This is a genomic window from Vreelandella nigrificans, assembly GCF_002374315.1.
Classification (GTDB): domain Bacteria; phylum Pseudomonadota; class Gammaproteobacteria; order Pseudomonadales; family Halomonadaceae; genus Vreelandella; species Vreelandella nigrificans.
On record NZ_NWUX01000017.1, the window covers coordinates 18,668 to 31,623 of the forward strand.

The following is a 12,956-nucleotide window of genomic DNA, read 5'->3' on the forward strand; positions in this document are numbered from 1 at the left end:
TTTTAAATGGCTTACAGCGAGACACCCCGCTTCCAGGGAATAAAGTCCAGTTGAGAGAGGCGCATCGCTTTAGTCACATAACGGCCTGAAGCCGCATCGACACACAAGCGCAGTAACTGATCCGCTAACTCAGCAATATCAGCTTCACCACGAATGATCGGGCCAGCATCAAAATCGATGACGTCGCTCATCCGGTTTGCCAGCTCGCTATTACTGGCAATTTTGATCACGGGGGCAATAGGATTACCGGTGGGAGTGCCTAAACCTGTAGTAAATAGCACTAGATTGGCACCAGACCCAACCAGCCCAGTGGTGGACTCAACGTCATTGCCAGGCGTGCAGAGCAGGTTAAGGCCCTTACGGGTCATGGGTTCGGTGTAGTCGAGCACATCCACTACGGGGCTATCGCCGCCCTTCTTGGCCGCCCCGGCCGACTTCATCGCATCAGTAATCAAGCCGTCACGAACATTGCCCGGTGAGGGGTTCATGGAGAAATCCGCACCCACTGCATGGGCATGACGCTGGTAAGCCGCCATTAACGAGGTAAACCGCTCGGCCACCTGAGGCTCATGGCAACGGGCAAGCAGCTCATGCTCAACACCACACAGCTCAGGGAACTCGCTCAGGATGCCACTACCGCCCAGCGCCACCAGCCGATCCACCACTGCCCCAACCACCGGATTAGCAGAAAGCCCGGAAAAACCATCCGAACCACCGCACTCAACGCCCAGCGTTAGTTCAGAGAGCGGCGCTGGTTGGCGTGTCACCTGATTAGCCTTCTTTAGGCCATCAAAAATCGTTGTCAGCGCATCACGTATCAGCTCTTCTTCGCTAACAGACTGCTGCTGTTCGAAATAGCTGACAGGCTTGTGTCCACTCGGGTCACGTGCGGCAATAGCTTCTTGCAGCATGGTGATCTGCGCTTTCTGGCATCCCAGGCTGAGTACCGTAGCTCCCGCCACATTGGGATGGCAGATGTAGCCTGCCAGTAAGTTACAGAGCGCTTCAGCGTCGCTATCTGTTCCACCACATCCCAACTGGTGGATTAGAAAACGCACGCCATCCACATTGGGGAATAGCCGCTCTCCCGTTGGCAGTGCTGACTCAGCGGCAACGTCACCATGCAATAGCTGCCTTGCCATACGTTTGTAGCTATGAAAAGGATCGTCGCCCAGCGCATCAGCCACGCATTGCCGTAGTACCTCGATATTACGGTTCTCGCAAAATACCAAGGGCACCACCAACCAGATATTCGCTGTCCCCACTCGCCCATCGGGGCGGTGATAGCCATCGAACGTTGTCTGCGCAAACGCAGTTACCTCGGGGGGCTGCCACGCTTCCTGCTGGGTGTTGGTAGGTAAATCTTCCGTCGAGTGCACCAGGTTTTCAGTTGTAATGGCCCCTCCCGCTGCTATGGGCTGGGTCACTTTACCGACCCTGACGCCATACATAATGACGAAATCACCAACGCTCATATCTCTCAGCACGAACTTATGCTTATGACGAATAGGGCCTGGGAGCGTGATATACCTCCCCTGATCCTCAATCACTGTGCCCGCAGGCAAATCGGTCAAGGCGACTCTGACATTATCCAGCCTGTGCACCCGCAGCGTGAGACGAGGTATTTGAGTCGCAATCAGGTCACTCATAAGCACACCTCTTCAGAGTCAATCGAAATCATGGCTTTAATGACCTGATTGGCAGGATCACACCACTGGGGCATTTGGGAAGGCACTTCAGCGAGGGGCGCACGATGGGTAATCATCGCTCTAGCATTGATGTGGCCGCTCTCCATCAGCGACACCACACAGTCAAAGTCTTCGCGAGTGGCATTACGGCTGGCGATCAGCGTCAGCTCTTTCTTATGGAAGTCAGGATCACTAAAGGTAATGTCGGCTTTCACCACACTTACCAGTACATAGCGTCCGCCATGGCCGGCCAGATCGAACCCCGCTTGCATGGCACGAGGGTTTCCAGTGGCATCGAACACCACATCTGCCAGTGCCCCGCTATTCATGGCACTTATTTGCACAGCGACATCAGCATCCTGAGGGTCAGCTATCGCATCAGCCCCTAACACATCGCGGCAAAAAGCCAACCGTGAAGCGTTGGTATCCACCATCAAGGTACGTGCCCCTAGGCTTTTCGCGACTTGCAGAACCCCCATACCAATAGGACCTGCCCCAACAATAACGGCAAGCTCGCCCCCTTGTAGTGCGCTACGCCTTACCGCATGGGCACCAATCGCCATGCACTCCACCAGCGCCAATTGATCGATGCTAAGGGTTTCCGACACCACTAGGTGCGTGGTTGGAACAGCTAAATACTCCGCCATACCACCATCCTTATGCACACCAATCACCTGCATGTTCTGGCAGCAGTTAGTTTTATGCTGCTGACAAGCGCGACACTCGCCACAGTGCAGATAAGGGATGACATAGACCTGTTTGCCAAGCAATTGGTGAGATTGATCATCAGCGATGTCGACGACGTCCCCGGCAAGCTCATGACCTAGCACCCGTGGGTACTCAAAATAGGGTTGATTGCCACCGTAAGCGTGAATATCCGTGCCACAGATCCCGACACGCCGGATACGTACAATAGCGTGGCCAGCGGCACACTCAGGGCGGTCAGAGTGACGCAGCTCTAGGTGGTGCGGTTTTGAACAGACGAGAACTTGCATTAGTGCGTCCCTCTCCACCAAGTACAGGCCATCAACCAACTGGCCTGACAGGTACTTTGATCCAGTGGTCAGGCCTTTGTAGTGAAAAAAATATTGGTAAAAATATAGCTGAAGATATTTTTAGCCTTGGGCCTGACACTTATTATTGATGTTGGTATCTGCGGGTACTAAGCACGTTGATAGCTATATTTCATCCACCAGATTTCACCGACCAGATCCCAACAGTTTGATTTTTTTAAGCCTGTACGACGCGTTGCTGCTGCTCACCGAGGCCTTCAATACCTAAGCGCATTTGCTGTCCATCGCGCAGGTAAACAGGTGGTTGCTGTCCCATCCCTACCCCTGGTGGCGTTCCTGTTGAAATCACATCGCCGGGCTGCAAGCTCATAAAACGGCTCAGATAACTAATCAGAAAAGGCACTTGATACACCATAGTGCACGTACTGCCATCCTGATAACGCTGACCATCAACCTCCAGCCACATACTCAACTGATGGGGGTCAGCGATCTCATCTCGTGTTACCAACCAGGGGCCTAAAGGGCCGAATGTATCGCAGCCTTTGCCTTTATCCCAGGTACCACTGCGTTCCAATTGAAACTCACGCTCAGAGACATCATTGACAACACAGAACCCCGCCACATGAGACATTGCATCGGCTTCATCAATATAGCGGCCGCCCTTGCCGATAATCACCCCAAGCTCTACTTCCCAGTCAGTCTTCTTCGAGCCACGAGGAATCTCTACATTGTCATTGGGGCCACAGATGGCACTGGTCCATTTATTAAAAATGACCGGCTCAGGAGGAACTGAAGCACCCGTTTCCGCCGCATGGTCAGAATAGTTCAGGCCAATGCAGATGAATTTGCCCACCTGGCCAACACAAGGCCCCAAACGTACATCAGCGGCCACTTCTGGCAACGAGGAAAGGTCTATATCGCGAAGCTTCCGTAACTCTTCGTCGCTCAATGCATCGCCAGCAATATCACTAACGATGGCGGACAGATCACGCACCTTTCCTGCGCTATCGAGAATGCCTGGTTTTTCCTGGCCTGGTTGCCCAAAACGTAAAAGCTTCATATTGTTATGTCTCCTTAAAAGATCAATTCACCCAGCCGCCATCAATCAATTGCGCGGAGCCAGTGATGAACTGCGACTCATCACTGGCTAGGAAAGCGGCTAATGCCGCCACTTCTTCTACTCGGCCCAGGCGCCCCATAGGTTGGCGCGCAATGAAAGATGCCAGCACCTCAGCGTCGCCACGGCCCTCTTGGCAAGCCTGCTCAGTAATACGCTGCTTGAGCGAAGGCGACTCAACAGTGCCAGGGCAAATCGCGTTACAGCGAATCCCCTGGGTCATAAAGTCGGCAGCCACTGACTTGGTCAGCCCAATGACCGCCGCTTTTGAGGTGCTGTAGGCGCAGCGATTGGCGACACCCTTAATACTGGATGCCACGGAAGCCATATTGATAATACTGCCGCCTCCTTTAGCCAGCATACCCGGTAAAAATGCCTGGAGGGTATGAAACATCGAAGTAACATTTAGATCCATTGAGCGCTGCCAAGTAGCCTCGTCGCATTCGAGTATCGAGCCACCTGCCACCATACCGGCACAGTTGAACAGTATGTCCAAGGCAGGCAGTGAATCAGCTAAGTCATGAATCGCTCGCCTATCAGTAACATCCAGGCGATACGCCTCAACGCCTGGCATATCCTTTAAGCTAGTAATATCAATATCTGTGGCGAATACGGTCGCGCCCTCGGCGACAAAGCGCTCGACGCTAGCTCGCCCAATGCCATTAGCGGCAGCCGTGATCAGAGCAGTTTTGTTTTTAAGTCTCATGGTATGGCACTTCCCTAATAACGATGGCACGCCCTAAAAGCGATGACATGAACAGCGATGACATGAACAGCGATGACATGAACAGCGATGACATGAACAGCGATGACATGAACAGCTACGACATAAATAGCTATGACATGCCCTAAAGCTATGGCGCGCCCTTCAAAAGAGTGGGAACATACAGAAGGCCAAGTTATCCAGACATCCAATGGCCTGACCAATGAGCCGAGTATGAGTGAAAAACTTTGATCCTGGCAAGCCTCAAAAAGCTAAATGCCAGCTTTTTAGATTGCACTTTAGTCGCCATCAACTTTAGTCGAAAAACATCAATGAAACGGATAGGAAATACCACGAATGCCGATTCAAACCATCCGCTCACAGCGTCTCTACCGCCAGATTGCTGATCAGTTGCAGCAGCTAATCCGTGAAGGTGAGTTTCCGCCTGGCACGCTATTACCCCCTGAGCGCGAACTCGCTCAATCACTGGGTGTCAGTCGTGCCTCCGTTAGAGAAGCCTTGATCGCCCTGGAAGTAGTGAGGCAAGTGGAAGTACGCGTTGGGCATGGTGTTGTTGTGTTAGAGACTTGCTCAACCACCCAGGAGCCGGTCATGCGCGCAGCAGCACGTACTGAGTCTTGGGCACTAGACCCAGAGTTCGAGAGTGAAATTGAGCTCAACCTGGACGAGGAGATTCCACCCTTCTCGCTGCTGCAAACGCGCCGCTATCTGGAACCAGAAATTGCAGCGCTGGCAGCCCTGAACGCTAGCGAAGAAGACATGCAAGCGATCCGTTTAGCCTTTGAGCGCAATGTCTCTGACAATGCTAACGGAGGGCGTAACTGCGCTGGGGACCGGCTGCTACACATCCGTATCGCCGAGGCATCAGGCAACGCAGCCTATGCGCTTGTTATCAAGCATCTGCTAGGGCACAAATACGGCGCGATGTTCCGCCGCCTTCAAGAGCTGTTCATGGAAACAGACATGCCTCAGCGCTCTCAGAACGACCACGAACGCATCGTTGAAGCCATAGAGGCTCGAGACCCTGCTGCCGCTCGCCACGCCATGGAAGTGCATCTAGACCACGTGCTAAGCGTTTTCTTTGCGGAATAGCCCTGAGAAACGGCCCTGAGAAATCGCCCTAAAAAACAGCCCGGAGAAATCGCCGCCCCAATTGATTACTGCAAACGCCCTTGATACACCCTAAAACGTCGATTATCGGCCAGGATGTCAAAACTACCGAAAGCGCCTTCCAGCACATTTGGGTAGGGAAGAAAGGCGTTTGCTACGAGTATAAGCTGCCCCTTGGCGGTTAAATGACGGGGGGCATCTTCGATAAGGCGCGCGCTGGGGCCATAGGTAATCGCACGCTCTTGATGAAATGGCGGATTACTCACTATCAGGTCAAAAGACTCGCCTTCCAGCGCTGAGTAGATATCACTTTCCAACACCCGCCCTTCCAACCCGTTCGCAGCTAAGGTGCGCTGGCTGGCTTCTACCGCAAACGCACTGACATCCACAGCAGTGACTTGATGCCCCTGCTTGGCCAGCCAAGCAGCGATAATGCCATCCCCACAGCCCACATCCAGTACGTTGAGCGGTTTTTTAGGCAAGCTACTTGCGATGCTCTCCAACAGTAACAGCGTGCCTTCATCAACCTTGCCATGGCCAAATACGCCGGGGTGACTCACCAACGTCACTCCTAGTGCTTCAAAGGTTTGCCAAGTGTTATCGGACTTTTCAATAGCCACAGTACGTGTAGCAAACAAAGTGCAGCGACGGGCGTTATCAAGCTTATCGCAACGCATCCCAAACTCACCGAGTATTTTGGGTACACGTTTGATGCCTCCCTGATGCTCCCCCACTACATCCACCGGCGTATTCTCAGGCAGCACGCAGCATAACCATTCAAGCCACCAGATCCCCAGTTGATGGGCCTTTGGCCAGAACAGCACCACCTGCCCATCCTGCTGGGTGATAGGAACATCAAACGGGCTGGCGGCTATTTTACCACTGGTCAACCATTGCTGACGTAACGCCATATCGCCACTTATCATTGCCGTGGAGTGGTCTTGCAGCCAAGGGTCAGCAGGCGGCGCAACGGGCCATAAATGCGCTGTTTGACCATAAAAACGTTCAAGGAGTTGGCAAGCGGGCGATTGAGCGCTCATACATCAGCCTCGGGTTTGGTGAAGGTATAAAGTAAATAGCGGCCTAGCCGCCAGTGAGGGTCTTGGCGGCAGTACTGTTTTTCCAGCGCCAGTAACGCGGCCTGATCACTCTCTTTTTCAGGTGGCTGGCGAAGATAATCCTGAAACACACGCACTCCCGCCACACCCTCCATAATTAGGCCGTTATCGGCGCCCCACTGGCATATTTCATCGTGGGTAACCGGAGAAATAGGTGTTAAGCGCTGCCGTTTGCCTTTGCCTGCTAACTGATCGCTCAGCGCTTTCTGCAGGTTACCCTTCACCACATTCGAAAAACGCAGTGCATCGCGGTTAAACACCATCAAACTTAACTGCCCACCAGGGGCTAACAAGCTAGCGAGGATCTGCATGGCCAGCCGAGGTTCCCCCAGCCACTCCAGTACAGCATGGCAGGTAATCAGTGGCCAAGGCCCAGGGGCTTGCTGCGGTAACGCCTGTAGCGGCGCCGCCAGATAGCAAAGCTGGTCAGACAGTAAAGTACCTGCAGCACCACGCTCGGCATGCCACGCGCTTGCATGGGTCAGCATATCCTGAGAAGGCTCTGCCATGGTCACCGCGTGCCCACGTTCAGCCAGCCACGCAGCAAGCTGCCCCAAACCACCGCCTACATCCAACACAGGCTGTGCTTCTAGGTGCAGCATTTGCGGTAGCAAATAATCCAGCATAGCCAAACGCAGCTCGCCACGGGGTGCCTGATAAAGTGAGCGGGAGAACTTTTCAGCCAGTCCATCAAAATAACGGTCACCCGCCTCAGTTAACTCATAGCTTTTTGATAAATGGATTTTTGATGAATGGCTTTCTGATAAATGGCTTGTTGGTGTATAGATCGGGTGCATGCATAGCGCCAAGCGTTGACTCAAAGTCGCGTAGTTTACCCTGCCTGAAGGTAGAAGGCTTGTCTCGACGGAGGAAACGGCAGGAGGTTCATTGTATTAATCCAGCCAAGTCGAAAGTATTGCCTTTCGTATCGAAAACACCTACCTTGGGAACGTTCCCATTTAGATTAGAAGCACTCTACTTATGTCGTCATCCCGGGCCACCCTCATCGAAGTTGCCAAATTGGCGGGCACCTCCAAAACCAGCGTATCGCGGTTTTTCGGGCCAGAGCGCGACAAGCTCTCCTCTGTACTCCAGTCACGGATTGAGCAAGCGGCGCAATCATTGGGCTATCAACCCAATCTCATGGCGCGTGGCTTAAAAGGTGGTGGTTCGCGGTTACTAGGTATGTTGGTGGCTGATATACGCAACCCTTTTTCAGTTGCCATCGTGCACGGTGTAGAGCTGGCAGCCCGCGCCCATGGCTATTCACTGATTGTGTGTAATACCGATAACGATCCAGAGCAGGAACAAAAGCACTTGGCGTCACTGGCGGCCTACCAGGTGGAAGGGCTGATTATCAATGCGGCTGGGCAACCCGAGCCTCAACTACAAGCGCTAATGAAGGGCGGCATTCCGCTGGCACTCCTCGACCGTGAAGTACGTCAACTCGATGCCAAGGTTATCGGACTCGATAACGTGCTGGCGATTGATATGGCGCTGGATCATCTGGTGCAACAAGGTTATCGCTCGGTGCTTTACGTGAGTGAGACACCCGAGCATGCCAGTGCTCGTCTGGAACGGCTGAAACGATTTAATCAGCAAGCAGAAGCATTAGGCCTAGACAGCCAGACGCTGGTGCTAAGCAGCTTAGCTGAACACTCAGCTATACCAATACTAAAGGCATTTGCTGAGCATCCCACCACCGTACCCAAGGCTGTATTGTGCGCCAATGGCAATGCCACGCTTGCCATGGTACGCAGCTTTCAACACCTTGGCCTTGCGATGGGCCCACTGGGCTTAATCGGTATCGATGAGCTGGACTGGTGTGAACTGGTGTTACCTGGCATTACTACGCTGGCCCAGCCAACCGATGTGATTGGACACGCAGCCATTGCTTGCCTACTCAATCAGTTTCCCCAGCGTGCCCGTGAACTCCCTGTGCAATACCGTCATCCACCAACGCTGATTACCCGAGGTAGTACCACCTTTCCGGGGTAGCCCCAGGTATCGATGTCGCGAGACTCACTCTGGTTAATAGCCAAAATGGTATCGTTCCCAATCAACAACAAGGTTACTGAGACACACCCTATGACACAGCCTACTCCTGCACCCAAAATACTGACCTTCGGCGAAGCAATGGCGATGTTTGTCGCAGACACTCCTGGCTCCCTTGCGAGTATTGAGCACTTTCATCGCCGCTTGGCCGGTGCCGATAACAATGTCGCGATCGGCCTCTCCAGACTGGGATTTCATGTTGGCTGGTTAAGCCGAGTGGGCAATGACAGTTTCGGCCAATTCATTCACCAAGCACTGGAAGCTGAGCGTATCGATAGCCGCCATATTCGTACCGACTCACAGCACCCCACAGGGCTTCTTTTTAAAGAGCGTGCACAGGCTGGTGCCGATCCACGAGTTGAATATTTCAGGCGTGGGAGTGCCGCCAGTCACCTCTCTATTGAAGATGCAAAGGGTGTCGACTTTCAGACACTTACCCATCTGCACGCAACGGGTATTACCCCAGCCCTATCAGAAAGTGCCTGCCAACTGACTCGCCATTTAATGAAACAAGCGCGTACACATGGCGCTAGTATTTCCTTTGACCCCAACCTACGCCCATCACTTTGGCCCAGTGAGAATGCCATGCGGACTACCTTAAATGAGCTAGCAAGCCGCGCCGACTGGGTATTACCTGGGCTTTCCGAAGGGCGCCTGCTCACTGGATGCGAGTCACCTGAAGCGATTGCCGATTTCTACTTAGCACGCGGTGCCAAAGCCGTCATCATTAAACTGGGGCCGGAAGGCAGCTACTATCGCGGCACTCTCACCGGCACACTGGAAAGTGTTTTGGTTCCAGGCCAACCCGTGGCTAACGTCGTGGATACGGTCGGTGCAGGAGACGGCTTTGCGGTGGGCGTAATCAGCGCGCTATTAGATGGCCTGACGCCTACCCAGGCGCTGAAGCGCGGTAACTTAATCGGTGCTCAGGCCGTTCAGGTGGTGGGCGATATGGAAGGCTTGCCAAGCCGCGAGCAGCTACAAGCACTTGAGCAGCACTGAGCCACTGGCTCTTACATAGCTACTGATACGCACATAGCCACTGGCACTCACAATAACCATCAATGCGACAGGAGGCAGCATGCAAAAGAGCGTCATCGTACTAGGGAGGCTTAGCTCATCCCAGTGGGCAGAACTTGAGCAACACTTTCATGTACTTGAACTCACCAAGCCGTTAAATCTAACGCAACCGGAGGTGCTCGCCGCCCTATCGCAGGCTCATGGCATTATCGGTTCCGGCTTAGCAATTACCCCCCAGCTGCTAGACGCAGCGCCCAACTTAAAAGCCATCGCGACGGTTTCTGTTGGCTACGACAACATCCCCGTTGATGAACTTACCCAGCTCGGCATTATGCTGTGCAACACACCGGACGTGCTCACCGAAACCACGGCGGACACAGGCTTTGCCCTCATCATGGCTACAGCACGGCGAGTGGTTGAATTAGCCGAGTGGGTCAAAGCGGGCAAATGGCAAACCAGCATTGGCCCCGCCCTATTCGGCAGTGATGTATATGGTAAGACCCTCGGTATGGTGGGCTTTGGCCGCATTGGGCAGGCTGTTGCAAGGCGCGGCGCTCTTGGCTTTGGTATGCAAGTGCTCTACTCCAACGCTTCACCCAAGCCCGCCCTTGAAAAAGAGCTTGGTGCGCAGCGCCGCGAACTCAACGAATTACTGACCGAGGCTGATTTTGTCTGTGTCACAGTGCCACTCACCGCCAGCACCGAGCATTTGATTGGCGCTGATGAATTCGCTTTGATGAAGCCTTCGGGCATTTTGATCAATATCGCTCGCGGTAAAGTGATCGATGAAAATGCCTTGATCCATGCCCTGAACAACAACGTTATTCAAGCGGCCGGACTGGATGTTTTTGCGCAAGAACCGTTGTCGACTGACTCGCCTCTCCCGCAAATGTCGAACGTAGTGGCGCTACCTCATATTGGTTCAGCCACCCATGAAACCCGAGACGCCATGGCTCAGCGGGCAGTGGATAACATTCGCCTAGCACTCCAAGGCGAACGTCCAATTAGCTTAGTTAACGAGGAAGTATGCCGATGAGTTCTGCTATGAACACACCCACTATGAACACACCCACGTCCTTTTGCTTACTGTTTGACTGCGATGGCACCTTGGTGGATAGCGAAGTACTGCTAGCCGAAGTGATGGGCGACATTCTTCCCGAGTTCCATTTACCCTTCTCAGCGCAGCAATATATGGATGAATTTCGTGGGGTACGTTTCCAAACCATCGTGCAAACCCTGGAAAGCCGCTTTCAGACGTTAGGGAAAGATGAGTTTTTCACCCTGGAAGCAGGCATGCGAGCACGCATGGAGACTCGCATGCGTGCTGAACTTGTGGCCATCCCCGGAATGTCCGATGCACTGGAACTGTTAAGCAGCCACCCTAAAGCCGTCGTTTCCAATGGCCCCGAACCCAAAATCCGCTGCGCGCTTGAGAGCACCCATCTCGGTCACCATTTTGCCGATAGGCTGTTTAGCGCCTATACCCTAAACGTGTGGAAGCCAGACCCAGAGCTGTATCGCAAAGCTGCTTCAGCCATGGGCTACGCTCCCCACGAGTGTGTCGTTATTGATGATGCAGCGGTGGGTGTGGAGGCAGGCTTGGCGGCGGGCATGCATGTGATTCATCTCAATCACTTCCCGAATGAAGAAGTAACCCCTGCGGGCGCCATTGGCATCCACCATGCCAATGAGCTGCCCACCGCTATTGCACGCTTAACTGCGCAAGTAGCGGTTTAGCGCAACGGGCAACGAAGGTGCTTTTTAAAAGCAAGTCACCAAACGCTCCTTCACGTTCAGTTGATCATCCACTAATAGCAACTGGCGCCACTTATCAAAGGTCAAGCAGGGGTGAGAGGCGCCAAAAGCGACGATATCACCGACTTCAACATCCTGAGTCTCTTCGGGAAGGCGTACGAAGGTGTGCTGATCCATCATCTTCGTCACTTCCCAGCCAGCAACCGACAACGGTTGCGCAAGCCCAGGTTTTAAGAGCTCATCAGCCTCCCGGTAGCGGCGTAGTGCAATTGGCAGTTGATCGTGGCCAATATCGCGCTTACCTAACGCAATAATCGCAAGCCCTGGCTCGGGAAGCGACTGCACCTGGGCGAAAACTTCCAAGGCAGGCTCAAGCCCCTGCTGTAAATCAGGGCGGCGCGCCATTACAGCGGTCTGCGCCTCACGATACAGGCCATGGTCGTGAACCACGTAGCACCCAGGGCGAAGCATGGGGGTAAATCGCCCCTGCAGCGGCGCCCCACGGAAAGCCTCTGCAATTACGTCATACCAGGCAGAGCCTGATGCAGTGACAATTGGGTTCGTCTGCGAAAAACGTCCTGCAGCCTCAAGCTCCACGGCAACATCCACTAGATATTGGGCATAAACACGAACACCTGATTCAGGGTTATCGCCGTGAACCACTCCTTCATAGCCTTCAAGCCCCACTAGTGAAAGTGCAGGCTCATCAGCTATCGCTTCCGCTAACGATAAAATTTGCTGCTGATTGCGGCAGCCACAGCGGCCACCCTCTACTCCGACCTCAATAAGCACCGATAACGTTAAGCCTCGCTCAGCAAAGAAGTGTCCAAGCTGCCTCACGTTCTCATGGCTATCCACCACACAATAAAACGTTGCGTCTTGTTCAAGCAGACTCGCAATGATGGCCATATTGGCTTTGCCGACCAGTTGGTTAGCCATTAGCAACCGGGTGACGCCATGGGCGAAGGCCGCACGACACTGGGGGGCAGTCGCCAAGGTAATTCCCCACGCCCCCGCCTGAAGCTGGCGATGAAAAAGTGCAGGGGCCATGGTGGTTTTACCATGGGGCACCAAGCGAGCACCGTGAGCATCTGCAAATCGCTGCATCCACTCCACGTTATGCATCAGCGGACCTTCATGCACCACCGCTGCCGGCAGGCTAACACCAGACAGCACATTGGGCCCCAGTTCGATATCTCCTTTATCCACCGCTAACGCTACTGTCTGCATGTGCTACTCCTTATCTCTTTCAAAATCAGCTTTCTTTCAAAAACGTTTCTCTTTCAAAAACATTTCTCTTTCAAAAACGTCTCTCTTTCAAAGCATCAATGTTAGATACTTTCATAACTATTGACT

The 12,956-nt window shown here is 53.5% G+C and carries 12 protein-coding genes; 5 read left to right on the top strand and 7 right to left on the bottom strand.

The window, feature by feature from the left end:
• Positions 1 to 11: 11 nt before the first annotated feature.
• From CPA45_RS16195 to CPA45_RS16210, 4 genes are all read right to left on the bottom strand, one after another.
• Positions 12 to 1,649: a UxaA family hydrolase gene (locus CPA45_RS16195; RefSeq protein WP_096653276.1), complete on the bottom strand. Its 1,638-nt coding sequence runs from the start codon at positions 1,647 to 1,649 to the stop codon at positions 12 to 14.
• Positions 1,646 to 2,683: a zinc-binding alcohol dehydrogenase family protein gene (locus CPA45_RS16200; RefSeq protein WP_096653278.1), complete on the bottom strand. Its 1,038-nt coding sequence runs from the start codon at positions 2,681 to 2,683 to the stop codon at positions 1,646 to 1,648. The genes CPA45_RS16195 and CPA45_RS16200 overlap by 4 nt, the downstream gene beginning before the upstream one ends.
• Before the next feature lie 235 nt (positions 2,684 to 2,918).
• Positions 2,919 to 3,761, bottom strand: a complete 843-nt coding sequence (locus CPA45_RS16205) for a fumarylacetoacetate hydrolase family protein (RefSeq protein ID WP_096653280.1) — start codon at positions 3,759 to 3,761, stop codon at positions 2,919 to 2,921.
• Between the two features lie 22 nt (positions 3,762 to 3,783).
• Positions 3,784 to 4,524 (bottom strand): SDR family oxidoreductase, encoded by a 741-nt coding sequence (locus CPA45_RS16210; RefSeq protein ID WP_096653282.1) that lies wholly within the window; start codon positions 4,522 to 4,524, stop codon positions 3,784 to 3,786.
• Positions 4,525 to 4,878: 354 nt separating this feature from the next.
• Here CPA45_RS16210 and CPA45_RS16215 point away from each other — a divergent pair, with 354 nt between their 5' ends.
• Positions 4,879 to 5,634: a FadR/GntR family transcriptional regulator gene (locus CPA45_RS16215; RefSeq protein ID WP_096653284.1), complete on the top strand. Its 756-nt coding sequence runs from the start codon at positions 4,879 to 4,881 to the stop codon at positions 5,632 to 5,634.
• A gap of 65 nt (positions 5,635 to 5,699) precedes the next feature.
• Here the strand turns inward: CPA45_RS16215 and CPA45_RS16220 are convergent, their stop codons facing one another.
• Positions 5,700 to 6,692, bottom strand: coding sequence for a class I SAM-dependent methyltransferase (locus tag CPA45_RS16220; RefSeq protein ID WP_096653286.1), 993 nt, complete (start codon positions 6,690 to 6,692; stop codon positions 5,700 to 5,702).
• The gene (locus tag CPA45_RS16225; protein WP_096653288.1) at positions 6,689 to 7,567 is read right to left on the bottom strand and encodes a methyltransferase domain-containing protein; all 879 of its coding nucleotides are present in this window, start codon (positions 7,565 to 7,567) and stop codon (positions 6,689 to 6,691) included. Before CPA45_RS16225 ends, CPA45_RS16220 begins: the two co-directional genes overlap by 4 nt.
• A gap of 184 nt (positions 7,568 to 7,751) precedes the next feature.
• Between CPA45_RS16225 and CPA45_RS16230 the strand changes: the two genes are divergently transcribed.
• From CPA45_RS16230 to CPA45_RS16245, 4 genes are all read left to right on the top strand, one after another.
• Positions 7,752 to 8,768 (top strand): LacI family DNA-binding transcriptional regulator, encoded by a 1,017-nt coding sequence (locus tag CPA45_RS16230; RefSeq protein WP_096653290.1) that lies wholly within the window; start codon positions 7,752 to 7,754, stop codon positions 8,766 to 8,768.
• A gap of 90 nt (positions 8,769 to 8,858) precedes the next feature.
• The gene (locus tag CPA45_RS16235; RefSeq protein ID WP_096653292.1) at positions 8,859 to 9,827 is read left to right on the top strand and encodes a sugar kinase; all 969 of its coding nucleotides are present in this window, start codon (positions 8,859 to 8,861) and stop codon (positions 9,825 to 9,827) included.
• 79 nt (positions 9,828 to 9,906) lie between these two features.
• Complete coding sequence (locus CPA45_RS16240) at positions 9,907 to 10,881, top strand: 2-hydroxyacid dehydrogenase (protein ID WP_096653294.1); 975 nt, start codon at positions 9,907 to 9,909, stop codon at positions 10,879 to 10,881.
• Between the two features lie 8 nt (positions 10,882 to 10,889).
• On the top strand, positions 10,890 to 11,582 hold the full coding sequence (locus tag CPA45_RS16245; protein ID WP_244287636.1) for an HAD family hydrolase: 693 nt from the start codon (positions 10,890 to 10,892) through the stop codon (positions 11,580 to 11,582).
• A 24-nt stretch (positions 11,583 to 11,606) separates the two neighbouring features.
• Here CPA45_RS16245 and CPA45_RS16250 read toward each other — a convergent pair whose 3' ends face one another.
• Positions 11,607 to 12,830, bottom strand: a complete 1,224-nt coding sequence (locus CPA45_RS16250) for an amino acid deaminase (protein WP_096653296.1) — start codon at positions 12,828 to 12,830, stop codon at positions 11,607 to 11,609.
• Positions 12,831 to 12,956: the final 126 nt, after the last annotated feature.